Raw genomic sequence first — 19,112 nt, forward strand, 5'->3', positions numbered from 1 at the left:
AGTCTGGCGGCTGCCGGCTGAAAGCGCACGCCATCCCTGCCGCCCGTCGCGATCGCTCCCCTCGCCCGCTTGCGGGAGAGGGGAGCTGCCCGCCGCTTGTCAGACCCCCACCGACACCCGAACCAGCCCCCACCGCCTCCACACCCGGCAACGCCGCGCAGTATGATGCCCAGGTCTCCCTCCGCGGGAGCATCGCGGCCGCGCGCCGGCCGCAGTGCATCAGGAGGCACGCTTGGACACGACCCGGCAATTCCCGGATTCCGCCCGCCCCGGCGACCTGATCGTCGCCCGGCCGGAAGGGCTCTATTGCCCGCCCGGCGACTTCTACATCGATCCATGGCGTCCGGTCGAGCGCGCCGTCATCACGCACGCCCACTCCGACCACGCCCGTTTCGGCCATGCGCACTACCTGTGCGCCGCGCCGGGCCGCGGCGTGCTGCTGGCGCGGCTGCCCGGCATCCAGCTCGATACCCTGCGCTACGGCGAACGCATCACGCACCACGGCGTCACGCTGAGTCTGCATCCGGCCGGGCACGTGCTGGGTTCCGCGCAGGTGCGGCTGGAGCATGGCGGCCAGGTCTGGGTGGCCTCGGGCGACTACAAGCTGGAAGCCGACGGCACCTGCGACCCGTTCGAGCCGGTGCCCTGCGATACCTTCATCACCGAAAGCACCTTCGGCCTGCCGATCTACCGCTGGCCGCCGCAGGCGACGCTGATGGCCGAGATCTTCGACTGGTGGCAGGCCAACGTCCGCGCCGGGCGCGCCAGCATCGTCTACGCCTATACCTTCGGCAAGGCGCAGCGCATCCTGCACGGCCTGCTGCGGCATGCCGGCGCGGATGGCATGCCCGGGCCGGTGATCGTGCATGGCGCACTGACGCAGCTCAACGCCGCCTACGCCGAGGCCGGCGTCGAGCTGCCGCCGATGGCGCTGGCCACCGAACTGCCGGCGCGCAGCCCGCTGCTGCGCCAGGCGCTGGTGGTGGCGCCGCCGTCGGCACAGCGCTCGCCGTGGCTGCGGCGTTTCGGCGATGCCTCGGATGCTTTCGCCAGCGGCTGGATGCAGCTGCGCGGCACGCGCCGCCGGCGCGGCGTCGACCGCGGCTTTGCGCTGTCCGACCATGCCGACTGGCCGGGGCTGATGCAGGCCATCAGCGCCACCGGCGCCGGCCGCATCATCGTGACCCACGGCAATGTGCCGGTGATGGTGCGCTATCTGAACGAACGCGGCTGGCAGGCGCAGGCCTTCGACACCGAATACGGCGACGACGATGAAGCCGCGCGCCCGGACGCGGCGGCGTCCACGGAAACGGATCAGCAAGAGGCCGCGCCATGAAGGCCTTCGCCGAGCTCTACGCCGCGCTGGACGGCACCACGTCCACCAAGGCCCGGCTGGCCGCGCTGGTCGACTATCTGCGCGCCGCGCCGCCCGAGGATGCCGCCTGGGCCGTCTATTTCCTGGCCGGCGGCAAGCCGCGCCAGATCGTGCCGGTGTCGCTGCTGCGCGATCTGGCGCGACAGGCCGCGGACCTGCCCGACTGGCTGTTCGAAGAGAGCTACCAGGCCGTCGGCGATCTCGCCGAAACCATCGCGCTGCTGCTGCCGGACCCGCGCGATGCCGACCACGCCGGGCTGGCCGAATGGGTCGAGCAACGGCTGCTGCCGCTGCGCGGGCTGCCGCCGGAAGCGCTGATGCCGCGGCTCGATGCGCTGTGGCGCCCGCTCGATGCGCATGGCCGGCTGGTGCTGTTCAAGCTGATCACCGGCGCCTTCCGCGTGGGCGTGTCGCGGCTGCTGGTGACGCGCGCGCTGGGCGAGGTGGCCGGTATCGACCCCAAGCGCGTGGCCGAGCGCATGGTCGGCTACACCGACCTGTCGGCGCGGCCCGACGCGGCGCGGTTCCTGGCGCTGCTGGCGCCCGAGGACGAAGACGACCGCCCGCTGCGCGCCGGCGGCCAGCCGTATCCATTTTTCCTGGCCCATCCGCTGCAGGCCCCGGCCGAGCAGTTCGACACCGTGCTGGGCGCGCCCGGCGCGTGGCTGGTCGAGTGGAAGTGGGACGGCATCCGCGCGCAGCTGGTACGGCGCGGCGGCCAGACCTGGCTGTGGTCGCGCGGCGAGGAGCTGATCACCGAACGTTTCCCGGAACTGCAGCAAGCCGCCGCGCCGCTGCCGGACGGCACCGTGCTCGACGGCGAGATCGTGATCTGGCAGCAGGGCCGCGTGCAGCCGTTCGCGCTCTTGCAGCAGCGCATCGGCCGCAAGACGCTGGGCGCAAAGCTGCTGCGCGAGGCACCGGCGATCCTGATGGCGTACGACCTGCTCGAGTGGCAGGGCGAAGACTGGCGCACCCGCCCGCAAGCCGAGCGCCGTGCGCAGCTGGAACAAGTGGTGGCGGCGTACGTCCACCCCCCGCTGGAACTGAGCCCGCTGGTCGAGGCCGACAGCTGGGAGCACTATGCCCGCCTGCGCGACGCTTCGCGCGAGCTGGGCGTGGAGGGCTTCATGCTGAAGGCCGCGGACGCGGCCTATGGCGCGGGACGCACCAAGGATGTCGGGGTCTGGTGGAAGTGGAAGATCGACCCGTACTCGGTCGATGCCGTGCTGGTCTACGCGCAGCGCGGCCACGGCCGCCGCGCCAGCCTCTATACCGATTTCACCTTCGCGGTCTGGAACGGCCCGCCCGGTACGCCGGGCCGCGCCCTGGTGCCGTTCGCCAAGGCCTATTCCGGGCTGACCGATGCCGAGATGCGCGCGGTCGACGCCATCGTTCGCCGCACCACGGTGGAGAAGTTCGGCCCGGTGCGCAGCGTGGAGCCGACCCAGGTGTTCGAGCTCGGCTTCGAAGGCATTGCCCGCAGCGGCCGCCACAAGAGCGGCATCGCGGTGCGCTTTCCGCGCATGCTGCGCTGGCGCACCGACAAGCCGATCGAAGAGGCCGACACGCTGGCCACGCTCGAAGCGATGCTGCCTGTTGCCGGCACGCCGCGGGAGGATGCGGCATGAGCCCGCCGCGCGGCGCGCGCCAGCCCGCGATCGACCCGGCGCCCACCCCGCATCCATTGACCGTGGCCCAGGGCATGCAGGCGCTGTTCGACGCGCGCGGCTGGCAGCCCTTCGCCTTCCAGCGCGAAGTGTGGACCGCGATCGCGCGGGGCCAGAGCGGACTGCTGCATGCCACCACCGGCACCGGCAAGACCTATGCGGCATGGCTGGGCGCGCTGATGGCGTTCGCCACGCCGCGCGCGGCCCCGTCGCACGACAAGCCCGCACCGCCGCTGACCGTGCTGTGGCTGACGCCGATGCGCGCGCTGGCGGCCGACACCACGCGCGCGCTGCAGGCGCCGCTGGCGGAGCTGGACCTCGACTGGACCGTCGCGCTGCGCACCGGCGACACCGGCAGCGCCGAGCGCGCGGCGCAGCAGCGGCGCTTGCCGACCGCCCTCGTGACCACGCCCGAAAGCCTGACGCTGATGCTGACCCGTGCCGATGCGCACGACACCCTGCGGCGCGTGCGCATGGTGGTGGTCGACGAATGGCACGAGCTGCTCGGCAACAAGCGCGGCGTGCAGGTGCAGCTGGCGCTGGCGCGGCTGCGGCAATGGCAGCCAGCGCTGATGGTGTGGGGCTTGTCGGCCACGCTCGGCAACCTGCCGCACGCGGCCGACGTGCTGCTGAGCGGCATACCGGACGAGCGGCGCGTGCTCGTGCATGGCCATACGCCCAAGACACTGGTGATCGACACCCTGCTGCCCGACAGCGCCAGCCGCTTCCCGTTTGCCGGCCACCTGGGCCTGTCGATGCTGCCGCACGTGGTCGAAGAACTGGCGCACAGCGGCACCACGCTGGTGTTCCTCAATACGCGCTCGCAGGCCGAGCTGTGGTACCAGGCGCTGCTCGACGCGCGGCCGGACTGGGCGGGGGAGATTGCCCTGCACCACGGCTCGCTCGACCGCGCGGTGCGCGAATGGGTCGAGCTGAACCTGAAGAACGGCGCCCTGCGCGCTGTGGTCTGCACCTCAAGCCTTGACCTCGGCGTGGACTTCCTGCCGGTGGAGCGCGTGCTGCAGGTCGGCTCGCCCAAGGGCGTGGCGCGCCTGCTGCAGCGCGCCGGGCGCTCGGGCCATGCGCCGGGCCGCGCCTCGCGCGTAACGGTGGTGCCCACGCACAGCCTGGAACTGGTCGAGGCCGTGGCCGCGCGGCATGCGGTGCAGGCGGGGCGGATCGAGGCACGCGAGTCGCCCGACAAACCGCTCGACGTGCTGGTGCAGCACCTGGTGACGGTGGCGCTGGGCGGCGGCTTCCGGCCCGAACCGCTGCTGGCCGAGGTGCGCTCCGCCTGGGCCTACCGCAGCCTGACCGGCGAGGAATGGCAGTGGTGCCTCGACTTCGTGCGCCAGGGTGGCGCCACGCTGTCGGCCTACCCGGACTTCCGCCGCGCGGTGCCCGACGACGACGGCGTCTGGCGCGTGCCGGATGCGGGGCTGGCGCGGCGCCACCGCATGAGCGTGGGCACCATCGTCAGCGACGCCACCATGCAGGTGCGCTACTGGAGCCGCGCTGGCAGCGGCGGCGCCTCGCTGGGCTCGGTGGAAGAAGGCTTTATCGCGCGGCTTGCGCCCGGCGACTGCTTCCTGTTCGGCGGCCGGCTGCTGGAGCTGGTGCGGGTGCAGGAGATGACCGCCTTCGTGCGCCGCGCGACCGGCCGGCGCCCGGTGGTGCCGCGCTGGAACGGCGGCAAGATGCCGATGTCGACCGAGCTGGCCGAGGCCGTGATCGACACGCTCGCCGCCGCCGCGGCGGGCCGGCTGGATCCGCGCGACACGCCAGAACTGCCGCTGATCCAGCCGCTGGTGGACCTGCAGGCACAATGGTCGGCGCTGCCCTCGCGCCATACCCTGCTGGCTGAATCGCTGCATTCGCGCGAGGGCTGGCACCTGTTCCTCTACCCGTTCGCCGGGCGCTCGGTCCATCTTGGACTGGGCAGCCTGCTGGCATGGCGGCTGGGACAACAGGTGCCGGCCACGTTCTCGGTGGCGGTCAACGACTACGGGCTCGAACTGCTGGCGTCGGCGCCGGTGGAGTGGTCCCGCTGGCTGCCGCAGGTATTGGCCGACGAGCGCCGGCGCGACCTGGCCGCGGACGTGCTGGGCAGCCTCAACGCGGGCGAGCTGTCGTTGCGGCGTTTTCGGGAGATTGCCCGCATCGCCGGGCTGATCTTCCAGGGCTACCCCGGCGCGCCCAAGAGCGCGCGCCAGCTGCAGGCCTCCTCCAGCCTGTTCTACGAGGTCTTCCGCAAGCATGATCCCGCCAACCTGCTGCTGGGCCAGGCCGAACGCGAAGTGCTGATGCAGGAGCTGGACGCGCACCGGCTCGCCGCGACGCTGGAGCGGCTGTCCGCGCTGAAGCTGGACCTGCACGCGCTGAAGCGGCCGACGCCGCTGTCGTTCCCGCTGGTCGTCGAATTCCTGCGCGAGAAGCTCAGCACCGAAAAGCTTGCCGATCGCATCGCCCGGATGCTGGCCGACCTGGAACTGGCGGCCGGGCCCGAGCCCGGCGAAGCCGCCGGCATGCCGGCCGGGGTGATGGCCGATGCCGTGGCCGAAGCCGCGCGCTTCGGCATGGCCGACCATGCCGGCCCATCTGCCCGCACCGCGCGCCGGCCGCGGCGCCCGCGCAAGCCGTCGAAGCCGTTGCCGCTGCTATGAATCCCGACGTCCGCACCTTGCAGCAGGGCGGCGCGCTGGCAGTTTCAGCCGCCGGCGAAACGCTGTGGCTGCTGCCCGAACAGGCGCTGTGGTGGCCGGCGGCCGGCATGCTGATGGTGGCCGACGTCCACTTCGGCAAGGCCGCGGCCTTCCGCGCGCTGGGGCAGCCGGTGCCGCACGGCACCACCGGCGACAACTTGGCGCTGCTAACCCGGCTGGTACGGCAGTTACCTGTGGATGAACTGGTGTTCCTGGGCGACTTCCTGCACGCGCGCGCGTCGCGCACGCCGTCGGTATTGCAGGCGCTGTACGACTGGCGTCAAGAATTGCCCTCGCCCTTGCGCTGCACGCTGGTGCGCGGCAACCACGACGCGCGCGCCGGCGATCCGCCCGCATCGCTTGATATTGCCGTGGTGTCGGAGCCAGCCGTGGCGGGCCCGTTTGCGCTATGCCATATGCCCGGCACTTCACCGCTGGGCTATGTGCTGGCGGGCCACCTGCACCCGGCCTGCCGCTTGCGCGGCAGCGGCGCCGACAGCCTGCGCCTGCCCTGTTTTCTGTTCGGGCCGCGCGGCGCCATCCTGCCCGCGTTCGGCGCCTTCACCGGCCATGCCACGGTGCGGCCGCAGGCCGACGAGCGCGCCTATGTGGTCGGCGGCGGCAGGGTCTGGCCGGTGGGCCCCAGGCGTCAGAACAGCGGTCAGAACAACGTATAGCCGCCGTCGATGACGAAGGTATCGCCGGTGTGGTAGGCCGAGGCCGGGCTCATCAGGTAGACCGCGATGCCGGCGAAGTCGCTGCCCTCGCCCCAGCGGCGCATCGGCACGCGCTTGTGCACCATCTCCTGGAAGGCATCGTTGCCCTGCGCCGCGCTGGTCATCTCGGTCTTGATCCAGCCCGGCAGGATCGAATGGGCGCGGATGCCCTTGCGCGCATACTCGACGGCCAGCCCGCGCATCATCGAGATCACGCCACCCTTGGTGGCGGCGTAATGCTCGGCACGCGGCGCGCCTTCGATAGCGGCGACCGAGGCCGTGCTGCACAGCACGCCGCCCTCGCCCTGCACCAGCATCTGCCGCACCGCCGCGCGCAGCGTGAAAAATGCGCCGTCCAGGTTGACGCGCAGGGTCCGGCGCCAGGCCTCGGTCGGGATCTGGTCGAAAGGTCCCTTGCTGCCGCTGCCCACGCCGGCATTGGCAAAGCAGCCGTCGATGCGTCCCAGCGCCGCCACCGTGCGCGCCATCGCCGCGTCGACCGCCTGCTCGTCGCCCACGTCGCAAAGCTCCGTATGCACCTTGCGCCCGTGCCGGCTTAGGCGGTCCGCCGCAGCGGCGTTCTTGTCGGCGTTGGTGCCCCAGATCGCGATATCGGCACCGGCCGCGGCCAGCCCTTCTGCCATGCCGAGGCCGATGCCGCCATTGCCGCCGGTCACCAGTGCCACCTTGCCGGTCAGGTCGAACGGATGCTTGCTCATGTCTGTCTCCTCGATGGTTTGTCGCTGTCTTGGCCGGACATTGTTGGCTGGACAGGCGCAAAAGCTCGTCGTCGGAACAGATGAAATTGCTCAAGGGGAAAGGGAACAGAGAAGCGGGCGTGGCGCTGCCACGCCGCACTGCAGCAAGGGCATCGTCCGATGCCCGCGATACGCGCACGCCGCGGCAGGCATGCCGGTGGCGCTGCGCGGTACGCTACGCGATGTGGCCTAGCGCAGGCCGAAGAAGCTGAGTACCGCGAGAATGATGACTACGGCCCCAACAAGCCAGACGATATTCATGACAGCTCTCCTTGTCCGAAAGGTCCCGACGCGGCCTCAACCGACGCCTTGTGGCGGGTGGATGGTCGACCCGGTCACATGACTCTCGGGCCAGCGATAAACCCATCGCTGTCAGGACATGCCGCAACATTCGTGCCTTGGTTTGCCGGTGCATCGGGCGGCGCACCAGCGACCGTTGCAGGCACCAGCACACGCTGCGCGCGCCACGAATCCATGGATTACAAGGAAAGACAGGGTCTAAATTACAAACGCATGACATGGGGGCCGGCGGCGCTTGCTGCAACTGCGGCAAGGCATCGGCCGGCGGCGTGGCGCCGCGCCTGACGGGAGCTGCCGTTCCGCATCGAGCGCCTGGTGGAACACTAGCGGCCTGGCCGCCTGCGTGGTCATGACTGGCGCTATGATGGGCGCCTTCCCAACCTCTGGTTGCCAGTCATGGACAAGGCCCGGGTCCTCACCCTCTTCCTCGGCGTGGTGCGCGCCGGCAGCTTCCGGCGTGCGCGGTCGAGGCCGGTGTCACGCCGCAGGCGGCGAGCAAGGCGGTGCGCACGCTCGAGGCCCATCTGGGCGTGCGCCTGCTGCACCGGACCACGCGCAGGCTCAGCCTGACCGAGGAAGGCGCGCGGCTGTTCGAACTGACCGCGCCCGGCATGCGCCAGCTCGACGAAGCGCTCGAGCAGGTCCGCGCCAGCCGCGGCGACGATGACGGATTGATCCGCCTGACCGCGCCGCCGTCGCTCGGCAGCCGCGTGCTGGTGCCGCTGGTCAAGGGCTTCCGCGACCAGCATCCCGGCATCGGCTTCGACGTGGTGCTGAGCGACCTCTTCACCGACCTGGTCGAAGCCAGGATCGACGTGGGCTTCCGCGTCGGCACCAGCCCCAGTCAGAACCTGGTGGCGCGGCGCCTGTGCGACTTGCCGCTGGTGATCTGCGCCGCGCCGGAGTACCTGGCGCGGCACGGCGAGCCGGCCAGGCTCGACGACCTGCCGCGGCACCAGTGCACCGGCTTCCGCCGCCCCGCCACCGGCCGCATGGTGCCGTGGGAACTGCAGGTGGACGGCAACCTGGTGTACCAGGAGCTGCCGGCGGTGGCCAGCTTCAACGACGTGGAAACCGAGGTCGAGGCGGTCCGCGCCGGTATCGGCATCGGCCAGCTGCCCGCCTACATGGTCCATGCCGACCTGGTCAGCGGACGGCTCAGGGCAATCCTGACCGGATACAGCAGCAGCCAGGTCGGGCTATACATGTACTACCCGCACCGCAGCCAGATGCCGGTGCGGGGTCCGGCGCTTCATCGACTTCGTGGTGGCGGCCTCGCGCGGCGCGGAGCAATCTTTGTCGCGGCTGGTGGGGGTGGTGGACTGAGACGTCCGTCGCCGGCCTGATGCCACGCCACCCACCCGCATGCACCAGCGGCCAGAAGCGCCCTCTCCTTCTCCCGGTCCTGACTCCCGCTCCCTTCCATCGCCCTTGCCGTTGCCTTTCGCTTGATTTTTGCTCAAGCGAAAGCGCCTGAAATATCGTTTGTCGCAGGGCCCGCCGACGACAACCATTACACCAGGCCCAACCGCAGGAGACAGCCATGTCAGACCAGCCCTATCCGCTCTGGAGCGCGGAACCCGTTCCCCATCTGCTTGCCTCGCGCGAGCGCGCCACCGGCGCCTGGATCTTCCCGGCGCTGCCCGCCGACTCGCCGCTGGCCGAGGGCCATGAAGGCGTCGCCATCACCGGCACCGGCACGCTCTACAGCTATACCGTGATCCACCCCGGGCCCAAGACCGGGCAGCCGCCCTACGCGCTCGGCTATGTCGATTTCGTCGGTCCGGTGCGCATCTTCGGTCGGCTGCTGGGCGCGGCGCGCCCGGTCATCGGCGCGCGCTACGCGCCGCGGCATGACGCCGAGCTTGGCTATGTGTTCGAAGCCGTCCCGGCCTGAACGATCGAGAGAAGGAAAAGGTAAGCACCATGCAGGACATCTACATCTACGGCGGCGCGATGACGCCGTTCGGCCGCCATCCCGGCGTGCTGGCGCCGGAACTGGCGCAACAGGCCATCCTGAAGGCGCTGGCCGACGCCGACGTGCCGGCCGGCCGCATCCAGGCGGTCTACTGCGCCAACGTGCTCGGCGGCATGATCTTGGGCCAGCTCATCGTGCGCGACCTGGGGCTCAAGGGCATCCCGGTCTACAACGTCGAGAACGCCTGCGCCAGCGGCGCCACCGGCGTGCACCTGGCGCGGCACGCGCTGCTGGCAGGGCAATACGACACGGTGCTGGTGTTCGGCATCGAGCAGCTCACGGCGCTCGGCGGCGGCACCATCCCGCTGCAGCGCAACGACCACAAGACCGAGCTCTATGCCAGGTCCGGCATGGTGCTGCCCGCGGTCTATGCGATGCGCGGCACGCGCTTTCTGTACGAGCGCGACGCCCGGCCGGCCGACCTGGCCGAGGTTGCGGTCAAGAACCGCCACCACGGGTCGCTCAACCCGTACGCGCAGCAGCGCAACACCACCACGGTCGAAGAAGTGCTGGCTTCGCGCATGATTGCCGATCCGCTGACGCTGCTGCAATGCTGCCCGTCGCAGGTCGATGGCGCCGCCGCGCTGGTGCTAGGCACGCACCGTCCGGCGCAGGCGCGGCCGGTGAAGGTGCTGTCGTCGGTGGTGGTGTCGGGCATGCGCGAAGAGGCCGACGACGACATCCTCGATGCCGAGATCACCGCGCGCGCCGCGCGCCAGGCCTACGTGCAGGCTGGGCTCGGGCCGCAGGACGTCGACGTGGTCGAGTTGCACGACGCCTTCACCATCGCCGAGCTGCTCTACTACGAGGCCCTCGGCCTGGCGCCGCGCGGCGACGCCGTGGCGCTGCTCAAGTCTGGCGCGACGCGCCTGGGCGGGCGCGTGCCGGTCAACCCCAGCGGCGGGCTGCTGGCCAAGGGCCATCCGCTGGGCGCCACCGGCGTGGCGCAGATGGTCGAGATCCTGTGGCAGCTGCAGGGCCGCGCCGGCGCACGCCAGGTGGCGGAGGCCCGCGTCGGCCTGACGCAATGCACCGGCGGCGGCATCGCGGGCGTGGACCACGCCGCCTCCTCCGTCCACCTGCTGGGAGTCTGAGATGAGTACGCAGCGTTTTGATTCCGCGCACGTGGCAGTGGTGACCGGTGCCGCGCGCGGCATCGGCCTGGGCATCGCCACGCAGCTGGCGCGCCAGGGCCTGGCCGTGGCCCTGCTCGACCGCGACGCAGCCGCGCTCGATGCCGCCGTCGGCGCGCTGGTTGGCGAGGGCTTCAATGCCTTCGGCGCCAGTGCCGACCTGACCGACTCGGCCGCGGTCAACGACGCCTTCGCGCAGGTGCAGGCACGCACTGGCCGCGTCGACTACCTGGTCAACAACGCCGGTGCGGTGCGCGACATGCGCTTCCTGAAGATGAGCGACGAAGACTGGGACCTGGTCGTCGACACCAACCTGCGCTCGCAATTCCTGTGCTGCCGCGCGGCGCTGCCGGGCATGGTCGAGCGCGGCTACGGGCGCGTGGTCAACATCTCGTCGCGCGCCTGGCTGGGCGGCTTCGGGCAGGCCAACTATGCGGCGGCCAAGGGCGGCGTGGTCAGCCTGACGCGTTCGCTGGCGATCGAGTTCGCGGCCAAGGGCATCACCGTCAACGCGGTGGCGCCGGGCATCGTCGATACCCCGCTGTTCCGCGGTTTTGCGCCGGACGTGCAGGCGCGCCTGCAGAAATCGGTGCCGGTACAGCGCATCGGCACCGCCGACGATATCGCCAATGCGGTCAGCTTCTTCCTCGACCCGCGCGCATCGTATGTGACCGGGCAGGTGCTCTATGTCTGCGGCGGGCGCAGCCTGTCCTCGCCCAGCGTATAAGGAGGCCGCCATGACTGTACGACGCCATCTCGAAGGCGCGGTCGCGGTGCTGACCATCGACCGGCCCGAAGCACTCAATGCGCTGGATGTTGCCACCCTGCGCCAGCTGCGCGACCACCTCGCCGAAGTGCGCGACCGCGACGACCTGCGCGTGGCGGTGCTGACCGGCGCCGGCACGCGCGCCTTCTGCGCGGGCGCGGACCTGAAGGGCACGCGCGAATCGCCCGCCAGCTATGCGCAAGCGCTGTTCCGTGCGCCGGAGCCGGCCGCCGACCTGGGGCTCTATATCCGCCTGATGGACCTTGCCGGCCTGGACCTGTGCAAGCCGCTGATCGCGGCGGTCAACGGCCACTGCCTCGGCGCGGGGTTGGAGCTGGCGCTGCAATGCGATGTGCGGATCGCGTCGGCACAGGCGAGCTTCGGCCTGCCCGAAACGGCGGTCGGCTCGATCCCCGCGGTGTCTGGGCTGCACCGGCTGCTGAAGGCCGTGCCGGCGGCGCATGCCATGCAGATGGTGCTGACCGGCGAGCGGATCGATGCGGAACACGCGGCCCGCATCGGGCTGGTCAGCGAGACGGTGGCGCCGGACGTATTGCTCGACCGCGCGCTGGCGATCGCCGCGCGCATCGCCGCCAATGCACCGCTGGCGGTGCAGGCGGCCAAGCGCCTGTCGCGCCAGACCAGCCACCTTGGCGAAGCCGACGCCCAGCAGCTCACCGAGCTCTACTGGGGCGTGCTGCGCGATACCGCCGACCGTACCGAGGGCCGACAGGCTTTCGCCGAGAAGCGCCAGCCCCGTTTCACCGGGCGTTGAGCGTTCGAGAACCCATCGACAGGAGACAGACCATGACTGGCATGACCCGATTCGCACGCATGGCGCTGGCTGCCATGCTGGCAGCCACGGCGCTGGGCGCGGCGGCGCAGGCGCCCTTCCCGGCGCAGAAGCCGATCACGCTGGTGGTGCCGTTCGCCCCCGGCGGCGGCAACGATATCCTGGCGCGGCTGATCGCGCCCAAAATGGGCAAGCTGCTGGGCCAGACCATCGTGATCGAGAACAAGCCGGGCGCCGGCGGCAACCTTGGCGCCGACTATGTCGCGCATGCCGCGCCGGACGGCTATACGCTGGTGATCGCATCCAGCCAGGTGACAATGAACCCGTTTCTCGGCACGAAGATTCCGTTCAGCATCGAACGCGACTTCGAGCCGGTAGGGCGGATCGCGTCAGTGCCAATCATGCTGGTCGCCAACCCCGACCAGCCGTTCCGCACGCTGCAGGACTTTATCCAGTACACCCGCACCAATCCCGGCAAGCTGAGCTACAGCAGCCCGGGCAACGGCACGCCGCAGCACCTGGCCGGTGAAGTCTTTGCCAAGCTCAACAAGACCGAACTGCTGCACGTGCCCTATCGTGGCACCGGGCCATCGATCACCGACCTGATGGGCGGACAGGTGCAGATTTCCTTCGCCACCTTTGCCTCGGCGATCCAGTATGTGCGCGCCGGCAAGCTGCGCGCGCTGGGCATTGCCGGCAAGAAGCGCACCGCGCTGATGCCGGACCTGCCGACATTTGCCGAGGCCGGCGTGGCCGGCTATGACGCTGAGCTTTGGTACAGCCTGCTGGCGCCGTCGCGCACGCCTGGCGCGGTGGTCGACAAGCTCAACGCCGCGCTGGTCGCCGCGCTGAAGTCCCCCGACATCGCCGAGCAGATGGCCAGGCAAGGCTTCGAGCCGCAGGCCTCGTCGCCGGCCGAGCTGAAGGCCCATATCGCCAAGGACCTGGCGCGATGGCAGCGGCTGATCCAGGACAACGGCATCAAGGTGGCGCTATGAATGCGCATCCCGCCACGGTACCGCCAACGGACAACCCGCTGCTGGACTACCTGGGCATTCGCCTGGCCAGTGTCGGCGGCGGCCGCTCCACCTTCGAGCTAGAGCTTGAGCCGCGCCACCTGAACCGCCAGGGCAGCGTGCAGGGCGGCGTGACCGCCACCCTGCTCGACGCCGCCTGCGGTTACGCCGGGCTGCCCGCCGGCCCTGACGGCGCGCTAGGCCACGCGGTCACGGTGATGCTGACGATCAGCTATCTCAGCAAGGCCCGCTCGGGGCGGCTGCGCGCTACGGCGCAGGTCACACGCGCCGGCAAGAGCCTGTACTTCGCCGCGGCGGAACTGACCACCGATGCCGGCGTGCTGGTGGCCACCGCGCAAGGCACGTTTAAACGATCCCGCACCCTTCCGGAGGCATGAAATGTTGCGCGACGCACTGGACGGCCTGACCGTCATCGACTTTACGCAGATCGGCGCCGGGCCTACCTGCACCATGCTGCTAGCCGATATGGGCGCCAGAGTCATCAAGGTGGAGCCGCCCGGCGGCGAGCTGGGCCGCGGGCTCGGCCCGGGCTGGCTCGGCGACGACAGTGCGCTGTTCCACGGCTTCAACCGCAACAAGCTAGGCGTGGCGCTCGACCTCAAGTCCGCTGACGGCGTCGCGGTGGCACGCCGCATGATCGCGAGCGCCGACATCGTGGTGGAGAGCATGCGCCCGGGCGTGATGGAACGCCTCGGCCTCGGCCATGCCCAACTGGCCCCAACCCATCCCGCGCTGATCTACTGTTCTATCTCCGCCTACGGGCAGCAGGGGCCGTATGCGCATTGCGCTGGCGTCGACGGCATCATGCAGGCGGACTCCGGCCTGATGAGCCTGATCGGCCTGCCCGATGGCGAGCCCTGCAAGGTTCAGGCACCGGTGGTCGACGTGATGACCGGTTATGTGGCTTGCACCGGCGTGCTGGCCAAACTGGCGCAGCGCGCGCGCGACGGCCTGGGTGGCCATCTCGATGTCAACCTGCTCAATGCGGCGCTGGCGCTGCAGCAGTCGTCCATCACCAGCTATTGCGCCGACGGTCAACTGCCGGAACGCGTGGGCAGCGCGGCGCCCTATTCCGCGCCCAACCAGGCCTTCCGCACTGCCGACGGCTGGGTCATGGTGGCCGCCTACATGCCGGAGCGCTGGCGTCGGTTGTGCGAGGTGTTGGGCCGGCGCGAGCTGGCCGACGACCCGCGCTTTGCCACCTCGCCGCTGCGCGTGGCTAACCGCGCGGCCATGGTGGAGGCGCTGACCAGCGAGTTCGTCAAGCGGCCGACCGATGCCTGGCTCGCCGTTCTTGAGGATGCCGACATCCTTTGCGCGCGCGTCGCGACCTACGAGGATGTCATGGCGCATCCACAGGTGGCCGCCAATCACATGGTGCAGCGCGTCCGGCATGACACGCTCGGTGAAATCCGGATGCCGGGATTCCCGATCAACAGCGCACAGGCAAACGCGCTGCCATCGCGACCGGCACCGGCGTGCGGGCAGCATACCAAACCTGTGCTGGCCGAACTGGGCTACGGCCCGTCGCAGATCGACGCGCTGGAGAAGCAAGGCGCCATTCACTGCGCCGATGCCAGCAAGCAGCGCCTGGCGGCCGCGGGATCATGAACCGCCTGGCGCGAGCCATACCTCGGGCGCCGCCGTACGCTGGGAAAGGCGCTGTACGGCCTACCCGGCATCCCACGCGGGTACTCGGCCCTGTTAAGTCTTGTTAAGCACCCTTGTATCCACTTGATATCTGAATAGAGTGATAGGGCCGCGACCCATCGTGCGGGTTCTGATTGCACTCGGCCTGCCGGGCCGTCATCGGCGCGTGCCATCGCCAACGAGCGCAGTGGTACAGCAGGGCCCGGGCTACCCTCGCCCTTACGATACCGGGCTTCGTGGCGCAACCTTGAGCAGCTTCAGCATGCACAGGAGAACATTAATGGCGTCCCCAAAGAATGTGCCCGTCGACGTGCCGGTTCACGGCGATGGGCAGGATGGTGGTCCGACGGTTCTTTCCCGTCGCCGATTTATGCAGGGCGTCGGCGTTTCAGGGGTGAGCATGGCAAGCGGCGCGCTGTCAGGCACGGTGTCGGCGGAAACCGCGGCGCCCGGGTCACGAGAACCGGCCGGTTCGCGTTCCGGCAACGCAGGTCATCCTTTGACACTGACTATCAACGGCACCACGCAGCAGCTCATGGTGCAGGCCAATGAGATCCTGCTCGATACCCTGCGTGAAAAGGTCCACCTGACCGGCACCAAGAAGGGCTGCGACCACGGCCAATGCGGGGCTTGCACGATCCTCGTCAATGGCGTCTCGGTCAACGCATGCCTGTCGCTGTCAATCATGCATGACGGCGACGACATCACCACGGTCGAGGGCCTGTCCCGGGACGGCAAGCTGCATCCGGTGCAGCAGGCGTTCTGGGACCACGATGCCTACCAGTGCGGTTATTGCACCGCTGGGCAGATGATGAGCGCGGTGAGCATCCTGCAAGACCGGCGCATCCCGTCCGACAACGCGTCGGTGCAGGAAGCCATGAGCGGCAATATTTGCCGCTGCGGTGCCTACAAGAATATCGTGTCCGCCATCCAGGACGCGCGCGGCAAGGTACGGGGGAACGTCTGATGCGGAACTTTGAATATTCGCGCGCCGCCGACGTCGACCAGGCTGTCGCGCTGCACGCACGCGGCAGCGACACGGTCTACCTGGCGGGCGGCACGACACTGCTGGACCTGATGAAACTCGATATCACGCAGCCGGCGCGCGTGGTCGACATCCACAAGCTCAAGCTGGACCAGATCGAACCGCTGGGCGACGGGCGCACGCGCATTGGTGCGATGGTAAGCAATACCAACCTGGCGCGGCACGAGCATATCCGCCAGCACTACCCGGTGCTGTCGCAGGCGCTGCTGTCCGGCGCCAGCACGCAGTTGCGCAACAAGGCCACGACCGCTGGAAACGTGATGCAGCGGGTACGTTGCGGCTACTTCCGCGACGGCGTCTCGCCGTGCAACAAGCGCACGCCGGGGTCCGGGTGCGCCGCGGTGGAAGGTCTCAACCGCAACGTGCATGCAGTGCTGGGCGGCAGTCCCCAGTGCATCGCGGCGCATCCCTCCGATATGTGCGTCGCCATGGTGGCGATCGGCGCAACCGTGCATGTGCAGGGACCGAGAGGCAGGCGCGACATTGCCTTCGCGGATTTCCACCTGGTGCCCGGCGACACGCCATGGAAGGAACATGCACTCGAAGCCGGCGAAATCATCACCCACATCACACTGGACGCACCGATGCCCGGCAGCCGCTCGGCCTATCTCAAGCTGCGCGATCGCGGCTCATACCAGTTCGCGCTGGCGTCCAGCGCGGTGATCGTCGCGCTCGACGGCAACAACGTGCGTGATATTCGCATTGCGCTTGGCGGCGTGGCAACCAAGCCATGGCGTGCCGCCGATGCGGAGGCCGTGCTGCGTGGCAAGCCGGTCTCCGAAGCGCTGCTCCGCCAGACCGGCGAAGCGGCGATGGCTGGCGCGCGCTCATATGGACAGAACGGCTTCAAGCTCAAGCTCGGCCAGCAGGCCGTGGTACGGAACCTGTCGCTTCTCACCGCCTGAAGGGAGTGCACGCGTGAACAACACTGCTATCGGCGCGTCACCGCGCCGCATCGACGGCCGCCTCAAGGTTACCGGAGCCGCCCTCTATACAGCCGACCGCGCATTGCCCGGCATGCTGTTCGCGTACGGCGTATACAGCACCGTGGCGAGCGGACGCATTACCGGCCTTGACATGGCCGACGCCCGCCGCGTACCGGGAGTGGTTGACATCCTGCACAACGGCAATTTTCCACGCCTCTACCGTACGCCCAAAAGCCCGATCTCCGGCGCAAACATCCTGACGGCATCGATCACGGACGAGCACCGGCTGCCGTTCGAAGACAATACGATCTATTACGGCGGCCAGATGGTGGCGCTGGTGGTGGCAGACACCTTCGAGCACGCGCGCGAGGCGGCCTACCGCGTCAAGGCGTCCTATGCCGGGGAACGGCCCGTCGTCGACCTGGAACACGGCATCAAGGCAAACGGCCTGCGCGATGGCGGCAGGGGGCATGCGCGCGGCGCACCGGCGTCGGCCTACGACCGTTCCGCGGTCAAGGTCGACGTCACCTACCGCACCCCGGTCGAGACGCATAACCCGATGGAGATGCATGCCACGCTGGCGTGGTGGGAGAACGGCGACCTGCGTCTGTATGAGGCGACCCAGGGGGCAACCGTCCACCGCAATACCATCGCACAGATCTTCGGGCTGACTCCAGAGCGCGTCACCGTCGATGCCCCGTTCATCGGCTCCGGCTTTGGCTCGAAGCTGTTCCTGTGGCCGCATTCCGTTGCGGCGAGCGCGGCGGCGCGCATGACCGGCAAGCCTGTGAAGCTGGTGGTGCCGCGTGCCTATATGTTCACTACCACCGGCCAGCGTCCCGAGACGCGCCAGCGCGCGCGCTTGTCGGCCGGTGCGGATGGCAAGATCACGTCGATCCGGCATGAGTCTGTCAACACCACCTCATTCATCGAACAGTACGTCGAGAATTGCGGGGGCATGACGCAGAGCCTGTACGCCTGTCCCAACCTGATGGTTAGCCACCACACCACCAATGTGCATCGCGGTGCGCCGACTTCCATGCGTGCGCCGGGCGCTGCTCCAGGGCTGTTTGCACTGGAGTCTGCCATCGATGAGCTAGCGTTGGCCTGTCGCATGGATCCAGTGCGGTTCCGGCTCGCCAACCTGTCGACACGCGACGAAAGCATGAACTTGCCATGGTCCAGCAACCACCTGCGCGAGGCCATCGAACAGGCGAGCCGAAAGTTCGGCTGGGACCGGCGCAATCCGCGACCGGGATCGATGACGGTCGGCAGTGAGATCGCCGGCTATGGCGTCGCCGTCTGCAACTGGGATGCCTGGCGTACACCCGCCGAGGCCCGCGTCCACCTGCGCAGCGACGGCAGCGCGTCGGTGACCTGCGCGGTACAAGACATCGGCACCGGGATGTACACCATCGTGGCACAGACCGTCAGCGAGCTGACAGGGCTTCCATTTGAAAGGATCGAGGTCAAGCTCGGCGATTCCTCGTTTCCGTCTGCACCGGTCGCAGGCGGGTCCTGGGCAACGGCCAGCGTGCTTCCCGCGGTGGCCGAAGCCACGCGCAACGCCATCGCCCAGCTGGGCACGTATGCGACCCAGGAGGGTGGCGCCTTTGCCGGCGCCAAGCCCGAGGCGCTGAAGATGCAGCAGGGCCGTCTGACCGACGGCCGGCGCAGCGTCGACTATGCGTCGGTCCTGACGGCCCAGCGCTTCGCCAGCGCCGAGGGGTTCGCGCGCACCGGCGCGGCGCCAGCGGACAAGGTGTCGTTCATGTCCTTTGGCGCCCACTTCGTCGAGGTGCGCTGGGATCCCGGCATTTCCCGCCTGCGGGTGGCGCGCGTCGTCAGTGCCATCGACGTCGGTCGGGTGATCAATCCGGTCACGGCCCGCAACCAGGTGGAAGGGGCAATCGTGATGGGCGTCGGCATGGCCTTGTTCGAGGCCACCGAGTACGACGAGCGCAACGGCATGCCCGGCAACAACAACTACGCCGAGTATGCCGTGCCCGTACACGCAGACCAGCCGGAGATCGACGTGATCCTGCTCGACTATCCGGATCTGCGCTTCAATGAATTTGGCGCGCGCGGGATCGGTGAAATCGGCATTACCGGGCTTGCCGCGGCGGTGGCGAACGCTGTGTATCACGCCACGGGCAAGCGCATCCGGGAACTGCCTATCACCAAGGAGAAGCTGATGGTCTGAGGGCCCGCGCCCTCGGCGACGCCTGGCGCCTTGCGCCAGGGCGCGACAGGCGCGAAGCCG

Annotated in this window: 16 protein-coding genes; 15 read left to right on the forward strand and 1 reads right to left on the reverse strand. The window is 69.3% G+C overall.

Annotated features, from left to right (window positions below; all coding sequences use genetic code 11):
* The first annotated feature begins 232 nt into the window (after positions 1-232).
* The 4 genes from ACEI37_RS02385 to pdeM are packed head-to-tail and all read left to right on the forward strand — an operon-like array spanning position 233 to position 6,424.
* Entirely contained in the window at positions 233-1,336 is a 1,104-nt protein-coding gene (locus ACEI37_RS02385) for a ligase-associated DNA damage response exonuclease (protein ID WP_373377150.1), read from the forward strand.
* Positions 1,333-3,006 carry an ATP-dependent DNA ligase gene (locus ACEI37_RS02390; protein ID WP_373377151.1) on the forward strand — a complete coding sequence of 558 codons (1,674 nt, stop codon included), beginning with the start codon at positions 1,333-1,335 and terminating at the stop codon, positions 3,004-3,006. The genes ACEI37_RS02385 and ACEI37_RS02390 overlap by 4 nt, the downstream gene beginning before the upstream one ends.
* On the forward strand, positions 3,003-5,708 hold the full coding sequence (locus tag ACEI37_RS02395) for a ligase-associated DNA damage response DEXH box helicase (protein ID WP_373377152.1): 2,706 nt from the start codon (positions 3,003-3,005) through the stop codon (positions 5,706-5,708). The genes ACEI37_RS02390 and ACEI37_RS02395 overlap by 4 nt, the downstream gene beginning before the upstream one ends.
* Positions 5,705-6,424: a ligase-associated DNA damage response endonuclease PdeM gene (gene pdeM, locus ACEI37_RS02400; RefSeq protein WP_373377153.1), complete on the forward strand. Its 720-nt coding sequence runs from the start codon at positions 5,705-5,707 to the stop codon at positions 6,422-6,424. The genes ACEI37_RS02395 and pdeM overlap by 4 nt, the downstream gene beginning before the upstream one ends.
* On the opposite strand, the gene ACEI37_RS02405 is transcribed toward pdeM, so the two are convergent.
* Complete coding sequence (locus ACEI37_RS02405) at positions 6,409-7,182, reverse strand: SDR family NAD(P)-dependent oxidoreductase (RefSeq protein ID WP_373377154.1); 774 nt, start codon at positions 7,180-7,182, stop codon at positions 6,409-6,411. The two genes, pdeM and ACEI37_RS02405, sit on opposite strands and share 16 nt — an antisense overlap.
* Positions 7,183-8,024: 842 nt before the next feature.
* Between ACEI37_RS02405 and ACEI37_RS02410 the strand changes: the two genes are divergently transcribed.
* The 11 genes from ACEI37_RS02410 (at position 8,025) to ACEI37_RS02460 (ending at position 19,052) form a co-directional block, all read left to right on the forward strand.
* Entirely contained in the window at positions 8,025-8,867 is an 843-nt protein-coding gene (locus tag ACEI37_RS02410) for a LysR family transcriptional regulator (RefSeq protein WP_373377155.1), read from the forward strand.
* A 197-nt stretch (positions 8,868-9,064) separates the two neighbouring features.
* Positions 9,065-9,418, forward strand: coding sequence for a Zn-ribbon domain-containing OB-fold protein (locus ACEI37_RS02415; RefSeq protein ID WP_373377156.1), 354 nt, complete (start codon positions 9,065-9,067; stop codon positions 9,416-9,418).
* A 29-nt stretch (positions 9,419-9,447) separates the two neighbouring features.
* Entirely contained in the window at positions 9,448-10,593 is a 1,146-nt protein-coding gene (locus ACEI37_RS02420; RefSeq protein WP_373377157.1) for a thiolase family protein, read from the forward strand.
* 1 nt (position 10,594) lies between these two features.
* Positions 10,595-11,359 (forward strand): SDR family oxidoreductase, encoded by a 765-nt coding sequence (locus tag ACEI37_RS02425; protein WP_373377158.1) that lies wholly within the window; start codon positions 10,595-10,597, stop codon positions 11,357-11,359.
* 10 nt (positions 11,360-11,369) lie between these two features.
* Positions 11,370-12,173 (forward strand): enoyl-CoA hydratase/isomerase family protein, encoded by an 804-nt coding sequence (locus ACEI37_RS02430; protein ID WP_373377159.1) that lies wholly within the window; start codon positions 11,370-11,372, stop codon positions 12,171-12,173.
* A 32-nt stretch (positions 12,174-12,205) separates the two neighbouring features.
* A complete protein-coding gene (locus tag ACEI37_RS02435; protein ID WP_373377160.1) occupies positions 12,206-13,189 on the forward strand; it encodes a tripartite tricarboxylate transporter substrate binding protein in 984 nt (327 codons plus the stop codon).
* Positions 13,186-13,605, forward strand: coding sequence for a PaaI family thioesterase (locus tag ACEI37_RS02440; RefSeq protein ID WP_373377161.1), 420 nt, complete (start codon positions 13,186-13,188; stop codon positions 13,603-13,605). The genes ACEI37_RS02435 and ACEI37_RS02440 overlap by 4 nt, the downstream gene beginning before the upstream one ends.
* Position 13,606: 1 nt before the next feature.
* Positions 13,607-14,839, forward strand: a complete 1,233-nt coding sequence (locus ACEI37_RS02445) for a CaiB/BaiF CoA transferase family protein (protein ID WP_373377162.1) — start codon at positions 13,607-13,609, stop codon at positions 14,837-14,839.
* 319 nt (positions 14,840-15,158) lie between these two features.
* Positions 15,159-15,845, forward strand: coding sequence for a 2Fe-2S iron-sulfur cluster-binding protein (locus ACEI37_RS02450; RefSeq protein WP_373377163.1), 687 nt, complete (start codon positions 15,159-15,161; stop codon positions 15,843-15,845).
* Positions 15,845-16,828: a xanthine dehydrogenase family protein subunit M gene (locus tag ACEI37_RS02455; RefSeq protein WP_373377164.1), complete on the forward strand. Its 984-nt coding sequence runs from the start codon at positions 15,845-15,847 to the stop codon at positions 16,826-16,828. The genes ACEI37_RS02450 and ACEI37_RS02455 overlap by 1 nt, the downstream gene beginning before the upstream one ends.
* Positions 16,829-16,841: 13 nt before the next feature.
* Positions 16,842-19,052, forward strand: coding sequence for a xanthine dehydrogenase family protein molybdopterin-binding subunit (locus ACEI37_RS02460; RefSeq protein WP_373377165.1), 2,211 nt, complete (start codon positions 16,842-16,844; stop codon positions 19,050-19,052).
* Positions 19,053-19,112: the final 60 nt, after the last annotated feature.

The sequence above is a fragment of the Cupriavidus nantongensis genome, from assembly GCF_041726985.1.
GTDB classification, from domain to species: domain Bacteria; phylum Pseudomonadota; class Gammaproteobacteria; order Burkholderiales; family Burkholderiaceae; genus Cupriavidus; species Cupriavidus nantongensis_A.

Excerpts from the sequence above, each read along its gene's own strand:
- pdeM (WP_373377153.1), top strand. The coding sequence starts at position 5,705 with ATGAATCCCGACGTCCGCACCTTGCAGCAGGGCGGCGCGCTGGCAGTT.
- ACEI37_RS02415 (WP_373377156.1), top strand. The coding sequence starts at position 9,065 with ATGTCAGACCAGCCCTATCCGCTCTGGAGCGCGGAACCCGTTCCCCAT.
- ACEI37_RS02405 (WP_373377154.1), bottom strand. The coding sequence starts at position 7,182 with ATGAGCAAGCATCCGTTCGACCTGACCGGCAAGGTGGCACTGGTGACC.
- ACEI37_RS02435 (WP_373377160.1), top strand. The coding sequence starts at position 12,206 with ATGACTGGCATGACCCGATTCGCACGCATGGCGCTGGCTGCCATGCTG.
- ACEI37_RS02425 (WP_373377158.1), top strand. The coding sequence starts at position 10,595 with ATGAGTACGCAGCGTTTTGATTCCGCGCACGTGGCAGTGGTGACCGGT.
- ACEI37_RS02455 (WP_373377164.1), top strand. The coding sequence starts at position 15,845 with ATGCGGAACTTTGAATATTCGCGCGCCGCCGACGTCGACCAGGCTGTC.
- ACEI37_RS02440 (WP_373377161.1), top strand. The coding sequence starts at position 13,186 with ATGAATGCGCATCCCGCCACGGTACCGCCAACGGACAACCCGCTGCTG.
- ACEI37_RS02445 (WP_373377162.1), top strand. The coding sequence starts at position 13,607 with ATGTTGCGCGACGCACTGGACGGCCTGACCGTCATCGACTTTACGCAG.
- ACEI37_RS02390 (WP_373377151.1), top strand. The coding sequence starts at position 1,333 with ATGAAGGCCTTCGCCGAGCTCTACGCCGCGCTGGACGGCACCACGTCC.
- ACEI37_RS02430 (WP_373377159.1), top strand. The coding sequence starts at position 11,370 with ATGACTGTACGACGCCATCTCGAAGGCGCGGTCGCGGTGCTGACCATC.
- ACEI37_RS02450 (WP_373377163.1), top strand. The coding sequence starts at position 15,159 with ATGGCGTCCCCAAAGAATGTGCCCGTCGACGTGCCGGTTCACGGCGAT.
- ACEI37_RS02395 (WP_373377152.1), top strand. The coding sequence starts at position 3,003 with ATGAGCCCGCCGCGCGGCGCGCGCCAGCCCGCGATCGACCCGGCGCCC.
- ACEI37_RS02420 (WP_373377157.1), top strand. The coding sequence starts at position 9,448 with ATGCAGGACATCTACATCTACGGCGGCGCGATGACGCCGTTCGGCCGC.